The sequence below is a fragment of the Micromonospora sp. Llam0 genome (assembly GCF_003751085.1).
GTDB lineage: Bacteria > Actinomycetota > Actinomycetes > Mycobacteriales > Micromonosporaceae > Micromonospora_E.
On record NZ_RJJY01000001.1, the window covers coordinates 344777 to 363935 of the forward strand.

General features: G+C 71.0%; 14 protein-coding genes. 10 read left to right on the forward strand and 4 right to left on the reverse strand.

The window, feature by feature from the left end:
• The first annotated feature begins 247 nt into the window (after positions 1-247).
• The 6 genes from EDC02_RS01665 to serA all read left to right on the forward strand — a co-directional run bounded on the left by EDC02_RS01665 (position 248) and on the right by serA (position 9531).
• Positions 248-2449 (forward strand): bifunctional diguanylate cyclase/phosphodiesterase, encoded by a 2202-nt coding sequence (locus EDC02_RS01665; RefSeq protein ID WP_233606323.1) that lies wholly within the window; start codon positions 248-250, stop codon positions 2447-2449.
• 197 nt (positions 2450-2646) lie between these two features.
• The gene (locus EDC02_RS01670; protein ID WP_123600414.1) at positions 2647-4533 is read left to right on the forward strand and encodes an acetolactate synthase large subunit; all 1887 of its coding nucleotides are present in this window, start codon (positions 2647-2649) and stop codon (positions 4531-4533) included.
• A 46-nt stretch (positions 4534-4579) separates the two neighbouring features.
• Positions 4580-5095, forward strand: coding sequence for an acetolactate synthase small subunit (gene ilvN, locus EDC02_RS01675; protein WP_123600415.1), 516 nt, complete (start codon positions 4580-4582; stop codon positions 5093-5095).
• A gap of 104 nt (positions 5096-5199) precedes the next feature.
• Positions 5200-6213, forward strand: coding sequence for a ketol-acid reductoisomerase (ilvC, locus tag EDC02_RS01680; RefSeq protein ID WP_123600416.1), 1014 nt, complete (start codon positions 5200-5202; stop codon positions 6211-6213).
• A gap of 177 nt (positions 6214-6390) precedes the next feature.
• Positions 6391-7626, forward strand: coding sequence for a mannosyl-3-phosphoglycerate synthase (mpgS, locus tag EDC02_RS01685; RefSeq protein WP_123600417.1), 1236 nt, complete (start codon positions 6391-6393; stop codon positions 7624-7626).
• A 306-nt stretch (positions 7627-7932) separates the two neighbouring features.
• Positions 7933-9531 carry a phosphoglycerate dehydrogenase gene (serA, locus tag EDC02_RS01690; protein WP_123600418.1) on the forward strand — a complete coding sequence of 533 codons (1599 nt, stop codon included), beginning with the start codon at positions 7933-7935 and terminating at the stop codon, positions 9529-9531.
• 63 nt (positions 9532-9594) lie between these two features.
• Here serA and EDC02_RS01695 read toward each other — a convergent pair whose 3' ends face one another.
• Together EDC02_RS01695 and EDC02_RS01700 are read right to left on the reverse strand one after the other, a co-directional pair.
• A complete protein-coding gene (locus EDC02_RS01695) occupies positions 9595-9963 on the reverse strand; it encodes a hypothetical protein (protein ID WP_233605690.1) in 369 nt (122 codons plus the stop codon).
• Between the two features lie 246 nt (positions 9964-10209).
• On the reverse strand, positions 10210-11154 hold the full coding sequence (locus EDC02_RS01700; RefSeq protein ID WP_123600420.1) for an FAD:protein FMN transferase: 945 nt from the start codon (positions 11152-11154) through the stop codon (positions 10210-10212).
• 238 nt (positions 11155-11392) lie between these two features.
• Here EDC02_RS01700 and EDC02_RS01705 point away from each other — a divergent pair, with 238 nt between their 5' ends.
• Positions 11393-12424: a 3-isopropylmalate dehydrogenase gene (locus EDC02_RS01705; RefSeq protein WP_123604398.1), complete on the forward strand. Its 1032-nt coding sequence runs from the start codon at positions 11393-11395 to the stop codon at positions 12422-12424.
• Positions 12425-12783: 359 nt separating this feature from the next.
• On the forward strand, positions 12784-13881 hold the full coding sequence (locus tag EDC02_RS01710) for a branched-chain amino acid aminotransferase (protein WP_123604399.1): 1098 nt from the start codon (positions 12784-12786) through the stop codon (positions 13879-13881).
• A gap of 60 nt (positions 13882-13941) precedes the next feature.
• On the opposite strand, the gene EDC02_RS01715 is transcribed toward EDC02_RS01710, so the two are convergent.
• Both EDC02_RS01715 and EDC02_RS01720 read right to left on the reverse strand, forming a co-directional pair.
• Positions 13942-14682 (reverse strand): tyrosine-protein phosphatase, encoded by a 741-nt coding sequence (locus EDC02_RS01715; protein WP_123600421.1) that lies wholly within the window; start codon positions 14680-14682, stop codon positions 13942-13944.
• Positions 14683-14772: 90 nt separating this feature from the next.
• Positions 14773-16236 carry an NF041680 family putative transposase gene (locus EDC02_RS01720; protein ID WP_305036219.1) on the reverse strand — a complete coding sequence of 488 codons (1464 nt, stop codon included), beginning with the start codon at positions 16234-16236 and terminating at the stop codon, positions 14773-14775.
• 337 nt (positions 16237-16573) lie between these two features.
• Here EDC02_RS01720 and EDC02_RS01725 point away from each other — a divergent pair.
• Positions 16574-17451 (forward strand): IS5 family transposase gene (locus EDC02_RS01725; RefSeq protein ID WP_370461505.1). Its coding sequence is split into 2 segments (ribosomal slippage): positions 16574-16963 and positions 16966-17451, totalling 876 coding nucleotides; the frame shifts between segments, so codons are not numbered across the junction.
• Between the two features lie 219 nt (positions 17452-17670).
• Positions 17671-19134, forward strand: coding sequence for an NF041680 family putative transposase (locus EDC02_RS01730; RefSeq protein WP_305036219.1), 1464 nt, complete (start codon positions 17671-17673; stop codon positions 19132-19134).
• Positions 19135-19159 lie beyond the last annotated feature (25 nt).

A 19159-nucleotide genomic window follows, 5' to 3' on the forward strand; every position in this document is an offset into this window, starting at 1 on the left:
CCGGCGGCCCCAGTCGTGTCGCGTTTCACGTGTCGGGATGTTTGCTGCCGGCAAACCCGCACCCCGGCACCACGGGCCGGTGCTGATCCGGCAGAGTTGTGCCGTGCACCTCCCCTCGGGCATGCAGGCGCTCGCGCTGGCGAGTGGGCTCGCGGCTGCGCTGGGCGCTGGATGGTTGTTCGTCGTGGCCCGGCGTCGGGACGGGTCGTCCGGCCGGGCCCACCGGCTGCTCGCGGTCGGTGCCGGGATGACCACCTTGAGTGTGCTAGCCGGGCTGGCCGGTGCCGTCGCGATGGCCGCCGAGTGGGACCGGCAGCAGCCGCAGCGGAGTCTGCTCGCCACGGTCGTCGCGGTCGGCTGCGCGCTCGGCGGGCTGCTGCTTATCTGGGGCCTGCTGCGGCTGCCGGACATCGCCGGGCGGTCCGCGCCGACCGCCCGTCACCTGCTCGACTGCCTGGCGGTCGGTGCGGCGCTGTGGTTTACCGGCTGGGTGCTGGTCGCCCCACCGACCCGGCTGCTGGGCACCGCCACCCCGGCCGTCTGCCCGGCGATCCTGCTGGCTACCGCGACGGTCGCCGCGATCACCGGGGTGGCGGTGATGACCGCGCTGCACAGCGGCCGGCATCCGACCGGTCCGCTGCTCGGCGGTGCGGGCACCGTGCTGATCGGGCTCAGCGGCATCGGCGCGGCGGCCGGCATCTGCCAGTACGGCGTGGGGCTCGTCCTGGCCGGTGCCGTCGGGTTGCCGGTCGGGCTGGTGCTGGTCTGGCTCGGTGGGGGACGGCCGGGGTGCGGCGGCAGCGCGCCGGCCGGCCTGGTGCCGCGCGGGGCGGGGTACGCGTTCCTGCCGATGGTGGTGATGGCCACCGCCGGCTTCTACCACGTGGCCAGCGGCGGCGAGTTCACCACCATCGCGGTGGCGGTCGGCAGCCTGGAGGGCTTCATCCTGGTGGGCCGGCAGTACCTGGCACTGCTCGACGTGCGCCGGTACGCGGCCCGGCTGGCATCGAGCGAGGCGCACTTTCGCAACCTCGCGCACACCGACCCGTTGACCGGGCTGGCCAACCGGCGGGCGCTGCTGCGTGAGCTGTACGACTGCGTCGCCGATCGGCGTCCCGGCGGGCTGCTCACCCTGGACCTGGACGGGTTCAAGACGGTCAACGACATGCGGGGTCACGACGTCGGTGACGCCGTGCTGATCGAGGTGGGCCGGCGGCTGGTCGCCGAATTGGCCGGGGCGGGGCTGGCCGCCCGGCTGGGCGGCGACGAGTTCGCCGTACTGCTGTCGTTGCCGGACCCGGACGAGGCGCACCGGGTCGCGGTCCGGATCCTGCGCGCCCTCGACGAGCCGTACCCGCACGACAAGGGTCCGATCTACGTGTCGGCGAGCATCGGGATGGCCTGCTGTTCGACCGCGCCGGACGCTCCGGCGCTGCTGCGCAACGCGGACCTGGCGCTGCGCTCGGCGAAGCAGCGGGGCAAGAACCGGGTGGAGCGCTACGACGTCTCCTACGACCAGGCCCAGCGTCGCCGGGTCCGGCTGGAGCACGAGATGCGCGGCGCGATCGACCGCGGCGAGCTGCGGCTGGCCTTCCAACCGGTGGTGGCGGTGCCGTCGGTACGGCCGGTCGGGGCCGAGGCGTTGATCCGGTGGCACCATCCGGAGCTGGGCAAGGTGCCACCGGACGAGTTCATCCCGCTGGCCGAGGAGTGCGGGATGATCAGCCGGCTGGGTGCCTGGGTGCTCGACGAGGCGTGCCGGCAGCTGTCCCGCTGGCTGGCCGAGGGGCACGACGTCTGGGTGTCGGTCAACGTGTCGCCGCACGAGCTGCACGCCCCGGAGTACGTGCTGCAGGTCGACGAGGCGTTGCGACGACACCGGGTGCCGTCGCAACGCCTGGTGCTGGAGGTCACCGAGCATGCCGTCGCCCGGGACCTCGCCGAGCTGATCCGCCGGCTGAAGGCGCTGCGCGCCACCGGGGTACGGATCGCCCTGGACGATTTCGGTGCCGGCTACTCGTCGCTCGGTCAGCTGCGGAACCTGCCGATCGACATTCTCAAGATCGACCACAGTCTGGTGGCCGAGCAGGGGCCGGTCGCGCCGCCGCTGCCGGGTCGGCGGGCGTTCGCGCCGATGGTCGACGTGGTGATGCGGCTCGGGCACCAGTTGGGTCTGGAGGTCATCGCCGAGGGGGTGACCAACCAGGCCGAGCTGGCCGTCGTGGTGGAGGCGGGCTGCCGGTTCGGGCAGGGCGCGCTGTTCGGTTGGGGGGTGCCGGCCGAGCATCTGGAGGCGATGTTGTCGGCGGCGACGTCGTCCGGTAACCGGCGTGGAATCGGCGGCCGCCGCCGTCCCGGCGAAGATCAGCAGGCCAGCGCCGGTGCGGCGCCGTTACCCGCCCAGGATGTGAGATCAGTTGACTCATCGCGTGAGATGCGTCAGGCTTAGCCCCATGTCGCTGACTCTGTCGTCTCGAGTACTTACCTGAGCGCACTCTCCGATCGAGAGTGCGCTGGCCCCGTGCATCTGCACGAGGGCCGTTTTTATTGCCAAATCCCTGCCGGTTCCGGCCGATCGGTCCCATCTGCCGGATACGCCACCGAGACCCATGTCACGAGACCACTGAGCTGAAGGCCTGAATCGTCATGACGAGACCCACGCCCGAGACCCTCGCCCACCGCGCGCACTCGGCCGCGGCGGCCGCGCCGACCCCGGCCACCCTCGCCAACGCCGTGACCCCGCCGCCGGCACCGCCGGTGCCGGTCTCCGGCGCGGGTTGCCTGGTCCGGTCCCTGGAGGCACTCGGCGTCGACGTGGTGTTCGGCATCCCCGGCGGGGCGATCCTGCCGGCCTACGACCCGCTGTACGACTCGACGGTGCGGCACATCCTGGTCCGCCACGAGCAGGGCGCCGGGCACGCCGCGACCGGCTACGCCCAGGCCACCGGTCGGGTCGGGGTGTGCATGGCGACCTCCGGTCCGGGCGCCACCAACCTGGTCACCCCGATCGCCGACGCGTACATGGACTCGGTGCCGATCGTGGCCATCACCGGCCAAGTGGCCCGCCCGTCGATCGGCACCGACGCCTTCCAGGAAGCCGACATCCAGGGCATCACCCTGCCGATCACCAAGCACAACTACCTGGTGCAGTCGGGCGAGGAGATCCCCCGGGTGCTGGCCGAGGCGTTCCACCTGGCGGCCACCGGCCGGCCCGGACCGGTGCTGGTCGACATCCCCAAGGACGTGCTGCAGGCACCGACCACCTTCGCCTGGCCGCCCACGCTGGACCTGCCCGGCTACCGGCCCACCCTGCACCCGCACGGCAAGCAGATCCGCGAGGCGGCCCGGCTGATGGCCGGCGCCCGCCGCCCGGTGCTCTACGTCGGCGGCGGCGTGCTCAAGGCGCAGGCCACCGAAGGGCTGCGCCGGCTCGCCGAACTGACCGGCATCCCGGTGGTCACCACCCTGATGGCCCGGGGCGCGTTCCCCGACTCGCACCCGCAGCATCTGGGCATGCCCGGCATGCACGGCACCGTCGCGGCGGTGTACGCGCTGCAGAAGGCGGATCTGATCGTGGCGCTCGGCGCCCGGTTCGACGACCGGGTGACCGGCAAGCTGGATTCCTTCGCCCCCGGCGCGGCGGTGGTGCACGCCGACATCGACCCGGCCGAGATCGGCAAGAACCGCACCGCCGACGTGCCGATCGTCGGCGACGCCCGGCACGTCATCGACGAGCTGATCGAGGCGTACCCGGCGGCGGAGCGGGGCGTCCCCACCGGCCGTCCGGCGGCGCGCTCCGCCGGCCCGGCCGGCGACCGCAGCGACTGGTGGGCGCAGCTGGACGACCTGCGGGAGCGCTACCCGCTGGGCTACGACGAGCCGGACGACGGCACGCTGTCCCCGCAGTACGTGATCGAGCGGCTCGGCAAGTTGGCCGGACCGGACGCCATCTACGTCGCCGGCGTCGGCCAGCACCAGATGTGGGCCTCCCAGTTCATCTCCTACGAGAAGCCGAACACCTGGCTCAACTCCGGTGGGCTGGGCACCATGGGGTACGCGGTCCCGGCCGCGATGGGTGCCAAGGTCGGCCAGCCGGAGACGGTGGTCTGGGCGGTCGACGGCGACGGCTGCTTCCAGATGACCAACCAGGAGCTGGCCACCTGTGCCCTGGAGGGCATCCCGGTCAAGGTGGCGCTGATCAACAACGGCAACCTGGGCATGGTCCGGCAGTGGCAGACGCTGTTCTACGACGAGCGCTACTCCAACACCGACCTGGGCACCCACAAGCACCGCATCCCGGACTTCGTCAAGCTCGCCGAGGCGCTCGGCTGTGTCGGGCTGCGCTGCGAGAACGCCGCCGACGTGGACAAGACCATCGCTGCCGCGATGGAGATCAACGACGTCCCGGTCGTGATCGACTTCGTGGTCGGCAAGGACGCCATGGTCTGGCCGATGGTCGCCGCCGGCACCAGCAACGATGAGATCATGTTCGCCCGGGACGTCCGGCCCACCTTCGACGAGGACGACCTGTGACGACGACCTGTCACGACCCGGCCCATCCGATGATGACGAGGAAGAAATGACCAAGCACACGCTCTCCGTGCTGGTGGAGAACAAGCCCGGGGTGCTGGCCCGGGTGTCCGGACTGTTCTCCCGGCGCGGGTTCAACATCGACTCACTGGCGGTCGGCGAGACGGAGAATCCCGAGGTCTCCCGGATCACCATCGTCGTCGACGCCGACTCGTCGCCGCTGGAGCAGGTGACCAAGCAGCTGAACAAGCTGGTCAACGTACTGAAGATCGTGGAACTCGACCCGGCGGTGTCGGTCGCCCGCCAGTTGCTGCTGGTCAAGGTCCGCGCGGACCGCGCGATGCGGTCGCAGGTGCTGGAGACGGTGAACCTGTTCCGCGCCCGGGTGGTGGACGTCGCACCGGACACCCTCACCGTCGAGGCCACCGGCACGTCCGACAAGCTGGACGCGTTGCTGCGCGATCTCGAACCGTTCGGCATCAAGGAGATGGTGCAGTCCGGTCTGGTCGCGATCGGGCGCGGCTCCCGGTCGATCACCACCGGGCCGGCGCTGCGCGCCGCCTGACCCGCCGGCCGACAGCATCGGCTGCCGGCCCTGATGACCTGCGGCAGGCAGCTGCCGCCCGAGGAGAAGCCGGCCACCGTGGCCGGGCACACGAGAGGGAAGTCATGACCGCTGAGGTGTTCTACGACGACGACGCCGACCTGGCCGTCATCCAGGGGCGGAAGGTCGCCGTGCTGGGGTACGGCAGCCAGGGCCACGCCCATGCGCTGTCGCTGCGCGACTCGGGTGTCGACGTCGTGATCGGCCTGCCGGAGGGTTCCAAGAGCCGGGCCAAGGCACAGGAGCAGGGGCTGCGGGTCCTCGGTCCGGCCGAGGCGTCGGCCTGGGCCGACGTGATCATGGTGCTGGCCCCGGACACCGCGCAGCGGTCGCTCTACGCCGAGGCGATCGCGCCGAACCTGACCGCCGGCAAGGCGCTCTTCTTCGGCCACGGCCTGAACATCCGGTACGGGTTCATCACCCCGCCGGCCGACGTGGACGTGGCGATGGTGGCGCCGAAGGGCCCCGGGCACCTGGTCCGTCGGCAGTACGTCGACGGCAAGGGCGTGCCCTGCCTGGTCGCGGTCGAGCAGGACGCCAGCGGCGGCGCGTTCGGCCTCGCCCTGGCGTACGCCAGGGCGATCGGCGGAACCCGGGCCGGCGTGATCAAGACCACCTTCAAGGAGGAGACCGAGACCGACCTGTTCGGTGAGCAGGCGGTGCTCTGCGGCGGCGCGTCGGCGCTGGTGCAGACCGGGTTCGAGGTGCTGACCGAGGCCGGCTACGCGCCGGAGATCGCCTACTTCGAGTGCCTGCACGAGCTCAAGCTGATCGTGGACCTGATGTACGAGGGCGGCATCGCCCGGATGCGCTACAGCGTGTCGGACACCGCCGAGTACGGCGACTACTCCCGCGGCCCACGGGTGGTCGACGCCCGGGTCAAGGAGGAGATGCGCAAGATCCTCGCCGAGGTGCAGTCCGGGGAGTTCGCCCGGGAGTGGATCGCCGAGGACGACGCGGGCCGGCCGAACTTCGCCAAGTGGCGGGCCGAGGGCGCGGCGCACCCGATCGAGGAGACCGGGCGGAAGCTGCGCGGCATGATGAGCTGGGTCGACCGGCCGATCACCGAGACCGCCTGACGCCGGACAGAGCCCATCACTGACAGTGATCGGTGATGGGCTCTGCGCCTATCTCGGGGCGAGTTTCGTTACCGGAAGATTGCGGCTTGGGGTCGGTTTCGGGTAGTTGGTTTCCGACGCCGATAATTGACCTACGGTTACAGGTAGTTAATGGCCGCCTCGGGTAATGTGCCCCGCATGCGTCTGGAGCAATCGCACCGCACGGAGCGCTTCGGGGCCGTTCGCATCCATGAGCTTCAGCGTGTCATCGAGCTGGACTCGGGGGATGTCGCCGGTGACCGGGGCCGTGGGCTGGTCTCCCAGGAGGACATCCGGGCCGTCGAGCGGGACATGGTGGTGGTCATACCCTGCATGAATGAAACACGCAGGGTGATCGAAGGAGTGCTCTCCGGTATCCCGCACGACTGCCTGATCGTGCTCGTCTCGAACAGCGGCCGGCAGCCGGTGGACCGTTATGAAATCGAGGCCCATACCGTCGAGCAGTTCTGCCGGTCGGCGGACCGGCCGGCGATCACCGTGCACCAACGGGATCCAGGGCTGGCCGCGGCGCTGAAGGCCGCTGGCATGCCGGAGCTGATCGACGAGAGCGGGCTGATCCGCACCGGCAAGGGCGAGGCCATGCTGATCGGCATGGCGATCGCCGCGCTCACCGGGCGCCGGTACGTCGGCTACGTGGACGCCGACAACTACGTCCCCGGCGCGGTCCACGAATACTGCAAGGTGTACGCCGCCGGCCTGCACCTGGCCGACAGCCCGTACTCGATGGTCCGGATCTCCTGGCACTCCAAGCCCAAGCTGCGCGACGGCCGACTGTTCTTCAGCCGCCGGGGCCGCAGCTCGGAGATCACCAACGGGTTCCTGAACCGGCTGATCGCCGAGTACTCCGGCTTCGGCACCGAGGTGATCGCCACCGGCAACGCCGGCGAACACGCGCTCAGCCTCGACCTCGGCCTGCGGCTGCGGCTGGCCGGCGGTTTCGCGGTCGAGCCGTACGAGTACGTCGACCTGTTCGAACGCTTCGGCGGCATCCTGGACACCGACAGCCCCGAAGTGATGGCGCATTCGGTGCCGGTGCTGCAGGTGGAGACCCGCAACCCGCACTTCCACGACAACAAGGGCGAGGAGCACGTCCAGGGCATGCGGATGCAGGCACTCAACGTGCTGTACCACTCCCCGGTGTGCCTGCCGGCGGTCCGTGAGGCGATCCTCGAGTTCATGATCGACCAGGGGGCGTTGTCGCCGGGTGCCGAGCCGCCCCGCGAACGGGTCTATCCGCCGGTCGGTTCGCTCGCCTTCGACCTGCTCTACGACACCCTGGAGGCGGAGGCCGGCACGTTCCGGCAGATCGGTGACGGCGGCATCGTCCGCGGCCGGATCCCCCGTCATCCGGTCAGCCCGGCACCGGCCGGCTGAGCGGGTCCGGGCCGGGCCGACTGACCGGGTCCGGGCCGGGGCCGGCCGAGTGGGTCGCTACGCCGACTGAGCGGGGCGGCGGGTCGCTGCGGGCGGGCGGAGTACGGCGTCGGTTGGCCGGGGGCGGGTGTTAGGTCTGATTTGTGAGGGCCCTCACCCCCGGCCCCGAGCCGCGCCGTCCACGGCTGCGCCTACGATCGCGGGTAGGCCGCCTCCGTGCCGGCGCGACACCCGGGCGGGGGAGCGTAGGGCGCAGAGCGGCGCCCCACCGCCGCAGATACCCGTCCCGGACGACTTTGAGGACCAATGAATCCTGTCGTACTGATCGCTGAAGAGCTCGCGCCCGCCGCAATCGACGTACTCGCTCATGACTTCGATGTCCGCCATGTCGACGGCACGGACCGTCCCGCCCTGCTCGCCGCGCTCGCCGACGCCCACGCGGTGATCGTGCGTAGCGCCACCCAGATCGACGCCGAGGCGTTGGCCGCCGCGCCCCTGCTCAAGGTGGTCGCCCGCGCCGGCGTCGGCCTGGACAACGTCGAGGTACCGGCCGCTACCGCCCGAGGCGTCATGGTGGTGAACGCACCCACCTCCAACATCGTCTCGGCGGCCGAGCAGGCGATCGCCCTGCTGCTCGCGGTGGCCCGCAACACCGCCAGCGCCAGCGCCGCGCTCAAGGCCGGCGAGTGGAAGCGGTCGAAGTACACCGGCGTGGAGCTGCAGGGCAAGACCGTCGGCGTGGTCGGGCTCGGCCGCATCGGCGTGCTGTTCGCCCAGCGGATCGCCGCGTTCGGCACCCGGCTGATCGCGTACGACCCGTACATCCAGCCGGCCCGCGCGGCGCAGCTCGGGGTTCGCCTGGTCGGGCTGGAAGAGCTGCTCCGGGAGAGCGACTTCATCTCGATCCACCTGCCGAAGACCCCGGAGACGCTCGGCCTGATCGGTGAGAAGGAGCTGGCGATCGTCAAGCCCGGGGTCCGGATCGTCAACGCGGCCCGTGGCGGCCTCGTCGACGAGCAGGCGCTGGCCGACGCGCTGGCCGAGGGCCGGGTCGGTGGTGCCGGCGTCGACGTGTACGCGAAGGAGCCGTGCACCTCCTCGCCGCTGTTCGCCTTCGACAACGTGGTCGCGACCCCGCACCTGGGGGCCTCGACCGCCGAGGCGCAGGACAAGGCGGGTCTGGCCGTGGCCCGCAGCGTCAAGCTCGCGCTGCAGGGTGAATTCGTCCCCGACGCGGTGAACGTGCAGGCCGGTGGGGTGGTCGCCGAGGACGTCCGGCCGCTGCTGCCGCTGGCCGAGAAGCTGGGCAAGGTGTTCACCGCGGTGGCCGGGGTGGTCGCGGCCAGCGTCACCGTCGAGGTACGCGGCGAGGTCGTCGGCAACGAGGTGTCGGTGCTCAAGCTGGCCGCCACCAAGGGGCTGTTCAGCTCGGTGGTCGAGGAACAGGTCACCTACGTCAACGCGCCGCACCTGGCCGCCGACCGGGGCGTCGAGGTGGAGCTGGTCACCCACCCGGACACCGCCGACCAGCCCAACCTGGTCACCGTCCGGGGTGTGCTGCCCGACGGCGGTACGGCCAGCGTCTCCGGCACCGTGGTGCAGTCCGCCGGCCGGGACGTGGTCCGGCTGACCGAGGTCGACGGCTTCGACCTCGAACTGTCCGCCGAGGGCATCCTGCTCTTCTTCCGGTACGCCGACCGGCCGGGCGTGGTCGGGACCATCGGCTCGATCCTCGGCGAGTCCAATGTCAACATCGCCGCCATGCAGGTGGCCCGGCGGTCCGCCGGTGGCGAGGCGCTGATGACCCTCACCGTCGACTCCGCCGTCGGCGCGGAGTCGCTGCACAATGCCGCCAGCTCGATCGGGGCGACCGCGGCCAGCGCGGTGGACCTGCGCGAGGAGTGACCTGCCGGACGTGTCGTCCGGCTCCGGCGGTTCGGGGATCAGCGTCCCCGAACCGCCGCCCGCTCAGCGGGTCGACGCGCTGGCCGGCGGCGGGTAGACCGAGCCGTCCTGCGGATCGAGCAGCAGCAGGTCGTGTTCCTGAGCCAGCCGTTCGATGGTGAGCAGCACCTCGTCGGCGCAGGTCTGACGCAGGTTCATCTCGACGTGGTCGGTTGCGGTATGTAATGGGACCTTTGCCCAGGGGCAGTCTTCTGTGGTGGAAGCGGCACCCTGATCCGGGTAACTGGCGGTCAGCGCGGCGTGGAAGGACGTGATCCGGCGGTCGGTCTCACCGTCGGCGTGCTCACCCTGCCGGCACAGTTCGTGTGCGGCGTGTACGTCCGCCGAGGTGGACTGATCGTCCAACGCCCATACGACTAGATCGAATGTCACGCCGCACAGCGTGCCATCCATCAGGGGGATCATTCCACCCAGTGCCGTGACCGACAAGCAATGTCAGAGGAATTGGAACCTTGCGCCCGGTTGTGTGGAATCGATAGCGTGGCGGTGCGGTTGCTCAGGAGTTGCTCCGGCGCCGGTCGCGTCTTCGGGTGACGTTCCGGCCGGCCCGTGGTCTCCCGGGTGACTGCGCCCCCGGTGCGCGAGCCGAGCGCACGTGTCGCCGGCCCGCCCCCGTGGTCACTTGCCGAGATCACGGGGGTGGGCCGCGCCAGGGGCCGATCGTCTGTCGCCGACCAGATCCAGCACGTGGTAGCCGTCCACTGTGGGAAACCAGTCGCGGCCGGCGGGGCCGGCGGCGAACAGTGCGGTCGCGTAGCCGTCGGCCACCGCGAGATCCGCGCCGATCACCATGGCGGCGCTGTCCCGCTCCACGACGGACCCGGTGTGCGGGTCGATGACCTCTCCGCGACCAGCGGTCAGTCCACTTGTCCCGATCGCTCCGTCGACCATGGTCACGGTGGTCGGCGGGCTGCCCGGCGTGGCGCCGGCCGGGCCGTCGCCGCTGCCTGCGGACAGCGGCTGCTGCAGGGCGATCCGCCACGGTCCACCGTGCGGGGCGCGTCCGCGTACCACCAGGTCACCGCCGCTGACCACGGCGTAGTCGGTGATTCCGGCGGCGCGCAACCGGCCAGCGGCCCGCTCGATGGCCCAGCCCTTGATCATGCCGGCCGGGTCGAACCCACCGGGCACCGCCCACGGGTCGAACCAGCCCTCGGTGGCCACCCGCATCGCCTCGCACCGGTGTACGATGTCGGCCAGCGGCGGGTAGACCTCGGCCGCGACCTCACCCCGGCGCAGCAGCGAGACCAGGCTGTTCGGCCGCAGCGGGCTGTACGTCACGTCGATCGCCCGCAGCTCCGCGACCGCGTCGCCGATCGCCTCGCTCAGCCCGCGCCGGCCGATCCGTTCGCTGCCCACCAGGACGAGCTGGTACTCGGTGGTGGAAGTGGCGACGGTGTGCCGGGCGACCAGCTGGCCGGCCGGGCGGGTGTCGTCGGCCGGCGCCGCGGTGCCGGCCGGCCCGGTCGGGGTGCGCGACGGCCCGGTCGAGGTGCCGGCTCTCGGCGTCGGACCGATCCGCAGATCGGGGGGTTCCGGCTGGGCGGCGCGGTACGCCAGCATGGTGGATTCTCCTTCGCCGGTGCCCGGATCCGGTCTTCACCTACAGTAGCCGCCCGAGGTAAGTAGGGGGTTAAGCCCGGCTGTGTGCTCCCTGGGCGGCGCGTGGCGCCGCGACCAGCGGGCCGGCCCCGTGTTCCAGCGGGTAAGTCCGTATTCTGGGACCGACGTACCGATTTCCGGGACGATCGCTTAACGTGCGCTAGGCGGTCGAGGAGCAGACGAGGGAGTTGACGTGGCGATGGCGCGGATCGCGGTCGTGGCCGGCGACGGCATCGGATCCGAGGTGACCGCGCAGGCCCGGAAGGTCATCGACGCGGTGCTGCCCGGCGTCGAGGCGACCGAGTACGACCTCGGCGCCACCCGCTACCACCGCACCGGCGAGGTGCTGCCCGACTCGGTGCTGGACGAACTCGCCGGTCACGACGCCATCCTGCTCGGCGCGGTCGGCGACCCCAGCGTCCCGCCCGGGGTGCTGGAGCGCGGCCTGCTGCTCAAGCTGCGGTTCGCCTTCGACCAGTACGTCAACCTGCGTCCGTCCCGGCTCTGGCCCGGCACGGCGAGCCCGCTCGGCGGCGTCAAGCCGGGCGAGATCGACTTCGTCGTGGTCCGTGAGGGCACCGAGGGCCTCTACACCGGGGCCGGCGGAACGATGCACCGCGACACCCCCGCCGAGGTCGCCACCGAGGAGAGCCTCAACACCCGGCACGGGGTGGAGCGGGTGATCCGGGACGCCTTCACCCGTGCTGCCCGCCGGGAGCGGCGCAAGGTCACCCTGGTGCACAAGACCAACGTGCTGACCCACGCCGGGTCGCTGTGGTCGCGGACCTTCGCCGCCGTCAAGGCCGACTTCCCGGACATCGAGACCGAGTACCAGCACGTCGACGCCGCCGCCATGTTCATGGTCACCCAGCCCCAGCGGTACGACGTGGTGGTCACCGACAACCTGTTCGGCGACATCCTGACCGACATCGCCGCTGCGGTGACCGGTGGCATCGGGTTGGCGGCCAGCGGCTGCATCAACCCGGAACGCCGCTACCCGTCGATGTTCGAACCGGTGCACGGCTCCGCGCCGGACATCGCCGGCAAGGGCGTCGCGGACCCGGTGGCCGCCGTGCTGTCCGCCTCGCTGCTGCTCGACCACCTCGGTCACCCCGAGTCGGCCGAGCGAGTAGCCAGGGCGGTCGCGGCCGAGTTGGCCTCCCGCGCTCCGGGAGCCACGCTGCGTACCGCCGAGATCGGCGATCGGCTGGCCGCCCACGCCGTGGGCTGAGCCCAACCGGTCGACCCGCGTACCGCGCCGGTCGACCCTTGCCGGGGCCGCACCGCGCGCCCGACCGCGCGGACCGGCGTCCGCCCACACCACGCGTGTCGGCGGCGCGGGTCCGCCCGTCACCCGCCAAGCCGTCAGTACGGTACGGCGCCGTCGACCGCGCAAAGCTGTGCAGTCCGAGTCGTCTGCCCGGCGCCGGTTGGCGTACCGACCGTACCTTCGCCGTGGGCACCCCTGCCGACGGCCAATCACCAGGCGGCGGACCTACCGGCCGTCGCGCCGGTTCCCGCTGAACGAACGTTCGGGGTAAGTTGCATGACACACAGCTTCGTCGTTTTCTCGCCATGGAGGTCAGCCCGATGATCGGCGGTGACAAACTCGAATTCGAGATCCGTCCGAATCCACACCCGGTAGCCGACGCGGAACGCGCCGCGCTGCTGGCCAATCCCGGGTTCGGTCAGATCTTCACCGACCACATGGTCACCGTCCGGTACGCCGAGGGCAAGGGCTGGTACGACGCCCGGGTGGAGCCACGGGCGCCGATCCCGATGGATCCGGCGACCGCGGTGCTGCACTACGCCCAGGAGATCTTCGAAGGACTGAAGGCCTACCACGCGGCGGACGGGGGAGTGACCCTGTTCCGGCCGGACGCCAACGCGGCGCGGTTCATCGCCTCCGGCGCCCGGATGGCCATGCCGGCCCTGCCGGAGCAGGTCTTCCTCGACTCGTTGCGGCACCTGATCACGATTGATCGACAGTGGATCCCGTCCGGCGACGACGGCAGTCTCTACCTGCGACCGTTCATGTTCGCCAGTGAGGTCTTCCTCGGTGTCCGGCCGGCCCGCGAGTACCTCTACGCGGTGATCGCCTCACCGGTCGGCTCCTACTTCTCCGGTGGGGTCAAACCGGTGACGGTCTGGGCGTCGTCGGTCTACACCCGGGCCGCTCCGGGCGGCACCGGGGCCGCGAAGTGCGGGGGTAACTACGCCGCCTCGCTGGTGGCCCAGGCGGAGGCGATCGAGCACGGCTGCGACCAGGTGGTCTTCCTCGACGCGGTGCAGCGGCAGTACGTCGACGAACTCGGCGGCATGAACGTCTTCTTCGTCTACGACGACGGTTCGCTGGTCACCCCGCCGCTGACCGGCGCGATCCTGCCGGGCATCACCCGCGAGTCGGTGATCACCCTGGCCCGCCGGGCCGGTCACCAGGTCGTGGAACAGCCGGTCAGCCTGGCCCAGTGGCAGGCTGACGCGGCCAGCGGCAGACTGCGTGAGGCGTTCGCCTGCGGCACCGCCGCGGTGATCACCCCGATCGGCCGGGTCCGCTCGGCCGACGGAGACTTCACCGTGGCCGACGGCGGGCCCGGGGAGGTCACCATGGCGCTGCGGCAGAGCCTGGTGGACCTGCAGCGGGGCCGGGGCACCGACCCGGACGGCTGGGTGCACCGGGTGTTCTGACCACGGCCGTGACGCGGTGACCCAGGCCCGGCCCGGGTCACCGCGTCGACTCGGCCCCGGTCACTGCGTCAACAGATGGTTACGCAGCTCGGTGATCCGGTCGGCGGGCAGCCCGGCGCTGCGCAGGTACCCCCCGACCGAGCCGTGTCGCTGCCGCAGCTCGGTGAGGAACGTCTGCATCGCCTCGGCCGGGCAGGAGAAGAACGGCACCGGCACCAGATGGTCGTTGCCGGCCTGGGTGCGCAGCCAGGCGAGCAGCCGTTCACTGCCGGCGTTGCTCAACGCGTAGTCCTCGGCGATCACCGAGTCTCGGACCCCGAGCAGGGACAGCGTCATCGCGCAGACCAGCCCGGTGCGGTCCTTGCCGGCCATGCAGTGCACCACCGCCGGTGCGGTCCGCGCCTCGGCCAGCAGCGAGATCGCCGCGACGAAGCCGTCCGCGGCCTGCTCGGTCAGATCGTGGTAGCGGTCGGCCAGGTAGCGGGCGGCACCCTGCTCCGGCTGGTAGGGGATCTCGCCCCAGTCCTGGTGCCGCAGGTGGATGTTGTGGTACTCGAAGCCGTCCGCCGGGGGGATCCGTCCGTACGTCTCGACCTCGTGCGGCCGGCGCAGGTCGATCACGGTCCGGACGCCGAGCGCGTCGAACGCCGCCGCGTCGTCGCCGTCGAGCCGGTGCGGCGAGTCGGCCCGGTAGATCCGCTGCCAGCGGACCGTGCGGCCGTCGAGCCCCAGGTAGCCGCCGATGTCGCGGAAGTTGAACATGGTCGCGAAGGCCAGCGAGCGGGTGGCGGCGGCAGTCATGGATTCTACGGTAGCCAGCCTCACCGACACCGGTAAACGGTGCGGTGGCCGGCACCACGTGGTGCCGGCCACCCGCGCCTAGCTTGATCTTTAACCTGTGCGGCGTGGTCTGGGATTGGCCGATTTTTTCTTTCTGGAGGTCGTCTTCCCGGTTTGGCTGCTGGTGACGGTGTGGACGTCGTAGCGGCGGGTGGGGTGACGGTTGGGTGTGCCGGGTGGTCGTCCGGGGCCTGGCCGGGTGGGTTTCGGCGCGCTGGCGGGGCAGGTGCTTGTCGGACGTAGGTGCCGAAATCCGCGGCGGACCCGGGATGGGGTGAGCCGTTCGGGTGGCGCTGGTCGTTCCCATGGGTGACGCAGGTCGGCGGCCAGTGGCCGGGCCAGCCTCAGCTGCGTGTAGGCGGCGATGATCAGCCAGGTCCACCGGTCGGCGGCGTGCGGGTCGCGCAGTTTCGGCACTGTCCAGCCGAGGGTCTGCTTGAACAGCCGGAACGTGTGCTCGATGTCGAAGCGGCGTAGGAACGCCTGCCACAACAGGTCGATCATCGCCGGATCCGGGCTGGGATCGTGGCCCGGCTCGTGGTCGATACCGGTGGACCACCACAACCATACCGGTTTCGCGGTCGCGCCCGACGGCAGCCGCCCGACGTCGAGACGGATCACGGTGCCTTCCAGGATCGGCAGTGCAGGGCAGTCGGTCCAGGCCGCGCGGCGGGTCAGTCTCGGATGCAAGCGGTGCCAGGCTCGGGCGGTGACGGTGCCGTAGAGGCGGGTATCGGTCACCGTGGTCACATCCGGGGCACCCCAACTGCGGGGGTCGCCGAAGATGAACTCGGCGCCGTGGCGGGGCAGCCGGCCCCGCCGGCCGGGCAGCGGTGGTGGCGCGGGTCGGCGCAGGACCCTGTCCGAGCGCAGCCTGGCCAGGACGCGCACCGGCAGGTCCCGCAGCAGCCAGGCCAGGCGGGCCGCGTCGTAGCCTGCGTCCATCACCACCCAGACCTGCGGATCGCCGGGCCGCCAATGGCCGGCGGCGATCAACCGGCCGACCACGTCCCGCAACTGGGCGGCGGTCACCGCCGCCAGATCCGCACCCGGAGCCAAGCGGACCGCGTCCAGCGGTGCGGTCCACGAGGTGCGGCCGGTCTCCAACGCCACAACGAACGCATACGGCCAGCCCGGAACTCCGATGTGCTGGTCCCTGCCACGGCCGTAGGTGTGACACAGGATCCGCTCCGGCGACGTGTGCGCCTCCGGCCGCAGCCAGCACGTCACATCCACGGCCAGGACGAGCCGCCCGTCAGCCGCCCGCGGCGGCGGCACCGCCGCCACCGCCGTACGCAGCCGTTGCACGTCAACCCGCCCGGCGGCCAAGGCGTCGTACAACGCGCCGTGCCCACGGCGGTACTCCGCTACCAGCGACAACCCGGGCAACGACCGCACCGGCCCATCCGCGCACAACACCGCGTCGGTCAACTCGAACAACGCATCCGACCGCCGTGACAGGGCCTGGTGGAAGTCCCGCCGAAACCCGGCCAACACCTCCGCCGGATCCCTCACCGGCCCGGTCGAGACAGAGCCGGGTAACACCAGCCCACTCAGATGGTCCAAAATCGTGGCCACGGCCACCGCCTTGATCTCGCGTCCTTGCCAGGGAACCCGAAGATCATCAACGGTGGCCGTTCCCACGTCAGCCCGACACGCCGGAATCCTCACAGGAGCAACCGGCGCCCGCCACCGACGGGTTAAAAATCAAGCTAGGGCGTGTATCAAAGTCGGCCGTGGGCGGGTGACGAACTTCCGGCGTGTCGCTGCCCGGTAAACAGCGAGGCCTCCGGTAGATGGCTTATCGACCAAGACGAACCATCAACACGGAGACCTCGTGACCAGCGTAGCGGTGACGAGGCGGCACGACCTGACGGACGCGCAGTGGGCAGTCCTGGAGCCTCTCCTGCCCACCGCACGCCGACCGGGCCGACCGCCCGCATCAACGAAACGGCAGCTCATCGACGCGATCCGGTGGCGCACACGGGCCGGCGCCCCGTGGCGGGACATCCCCGACCACTACGGCTCCTGGGCGGCGGCGTACGCCCTGTTCCGCCGGTGGCAGCGCGACGGGACCTGGGCCAGGATCCTGACCGCGTTGCAGGCCCTGGCCGACGCGGCGGGACGGATCGTCTGGGACGTGTCCGTGGACTCCACGATCAGCCGAGCGCACCAGCACGCCGCCGGAGCGCGTAAAAGGGGGATCTGCAGGCCGAACCACCCGGCGGTACCGGGTCGGAACCCGACGACCACGCGTTGGGGCGTTCCCGTGGCGGACGGACCACGAAACTGCACCTGGGCTGTGAACAGGGACAGAAACCGCTGTCGATCGTGCTGACCGGCGGGCAGCGTGGCGACAGCCCGCAGTTCACGACGGTCCTCGACGGTGTGCGGGTGCCCCGGGTCGGGGCCGGTCGGCCCCGGACCCGTCCGGACCGGGTGCTGGCGGACAAGGCGTACACGTCGAAGGCGAACCGTGCCTACCTGCGTCGACGGGGTGTCGCCGCGACGATCCCGTCGAAGGCCGACCAGGACGCCAACCGGCGGAAGAAGGGGTCGAAGGGCGGCAGGCCGCCGGCCTTCGACCCCGAGATCTACAAGCAGCGCCACGCGGTCGAGTGCGGGATCAACCGGCTCAAGCGCAACCGTGCCGTCGCGACCCGCTACGACAAGCTCGCGGTCCGGTACGAGGCGACCGTGCAGGTCGCGGCGATCAACGAGTGGCTGTGACCGACTTTGATACACGCCCTAGCTTGATCTTTAACCCGTCGGTGGCGGGCGCCGGTTGCTCCTGTGAGGATTCCGGCGTGTCGGGCTGACGTGGGAACGGCCACCGTTGATGATCTTCGGGTTCCCTGGCAAGGACGCGAGATCAAGGCGGTGGCCGTGGCCACGATTTTGGACCATCTGAGTGGGCTGGTGTTACCCGGCTCTGTCTCGACCGGGCCGGTGAGGGATCCGGCGGAGGTGTTGGCCGGGTTTCGGCGGGACTTCCACCAGGCCCTGTCACGGCGGTCGGATGCGTTGTTCGAGTTGACCGACGCGGTGTTGTGCGCGGATGGGCCGGTGCGGTCGTTGCCCGGGTTGTCGCTGGTAGCGGAGTACCGCCGTGGGCACGGCGCGTTGTACGACGCCTTGGCCGCCGGGCGGGTTGACGTGCAACGGCTGCGTACGGCGGTGGCGGCGGTGCCGCCGCCGCGGGCGGCTGACGGGCGGCTCGTCCTGGCCGTGGATGTGACGTGCTGGCTGCGGCCGGAGGCGCACACGTCGCCGGAGCGGATCCTGTGTCACACCTACGGCCGTGGCAGGGACCAGCACATCGGAGTTCCGGGCTGGCCGTATGCGTTCGTTGTGGCGTTGGAGACCGGCCGCACCTCGTGGACCGCACCGCTGGACGCGGTCCGCTTGGCTCCGGGTGCGGATCTGGCGGCGGTGACCGCCGCCCAGTTGCGGGACGTGGTCGGCCGGTTGATCGCCGCCGGCCATTGGCGGCCCGGCGATCCGCAGGTCTGGGTGGTGATGGACGCAGGCTACGACGCGGCCCGCCTGGCCTGGCTGCTGCGGGACCTGCCGGTGCGCGTCCTGGCCAGGCTGCGCTCGGACAGGGTCCTGCGCCGACCCGCGCCACCACCGCTGCCCGGCCGGCGGGGCCGGCTGCCCCGCCACGGCGCCGAGTTCATCTTCGGCGACCCCCGCAGTTGGGGTGCCCCGGATGTGACCACGGTGACCGATACCCGCCTCTACGGCACCGTCACCGCCCGAGCCTGGCACCGCTTGCATCCGAGACTGACCCGCCGCGCGGCCTGGACCGACTGCCCTGCACTGCCGATCCTGGAAGGCACCGTGATCCGTCTCGACGTCGGGCGGCTGCCGTCGGGCGCGACCGCGAAACCGGTATGGTTGTGGTGGTCCACCGGTATCGACCACGAGCCGGGCCACGATCCCAGCCCGGATCCGGCGATGATCGACCTGTTGTGGCAGGCGTTCCTACGCCGCTTCGACATCGAGCACACGTTCCGGCTGTTCAAGCAGACCCTCGGCTGGACAGTGCCGAAACTGCGCGACCCGCACGCCGCCGACCGGTGGACCTGGCTGATCATCGCCGCCTACACGCAGCTGAGGCTGGCCCGGCCACTGGCCGCCGACCTGCGTCACCCATGGGAACGACCAGCGCCACCCGAACGGCTCACCCCATCCCGGGTCCGCCGCGGATTTCGGCACCTACGTCCGACAAGCACCTGCCCCGCCAGCGCGCCGAAACCCACCCGGCCAGGCCCCGGACGACCACCCGGCACACCCAACCGTCACCCCACCCGCCGCTACGACGTCCACACCGTCACCAGCAGCCAAACCGGGAAGACGACCTCCAGAAAGAAGAAATCGGCCAATCCCAGACCACGCCGCACAGGTTAAAGATCAAGCTAGTGGTTCGTCACCG

Bases quoted from the DNA above. Each gene is read 5' to 3' on its own strand.
- EDC02_RS01665 (WP_233606323.1), top strand. From the start codon at position 248: ATGACCACCTTGAGTGTGCTAGCCGGGCTGGCCGGTGCCGTCGCGATG.
- mpgS (WP_123600417.1), top strand. From the start codon at position 6,391: ATGCGTCTGGAGCAATCGCACCGCACGGAGCGCTTCGGGGCCGTTCGC.
- ilvC (WP_123600416.1), top strand. From the start codon at position 5,200: ATGACCGCTGAGGTGTTCTACGACGACGACGCCGACCTGGCCGTCATC.
- ilvN (WP_123600415.1), top strand. From the start codon at position 4,580: ATGACCAAGCACACGCTCTCCGTGCTGGTGGAGAACAAGCCCGGGGTG.
- EDC02_RS01710 (WP_123604399.1), top strand. From the start codon at position 12,784: ATGATCGGCGGTGACAAACTCGAATTCGAGATCCGTCCGAATCCACAC.
- EDC02_RS01705 (WP_123604398.1), top strand. From the start codon at position 11,393: ATGGCGCGGATCGCGGTCGTGGCCGGCGACGGCATCGGATCCGAGGTG.
- EDC02_RS01715 (WP_123600421.1), bottom strand. From the start codon at position 14,682: ATGACTGCCGCCGCCACCCGCTCGCTGGCCTTCGCGACCATGTTCAAC.
- EDC02_RS01670 (WP_123600414.1), top strand. From the start codon at position 2,647: ATGACGAGACCCACGCCCGAGACCCTCGCCCACCGCGCGCACTCGGCC.
- serA (WP_123600418.1), top strand. From the start codon at position 7,933: ATGAATCCTGTCGTACTGATCGCTGAAGAGCTCGCGCCCGCCGCAATC.
- EDC02_RS01700 (WP_123600420.1), bottom strand. From the start codon at position 11,154: ATGCTGGCGTACCGCGCCGCCCAGCCGGAACCCCCCGATCTGCGGATC.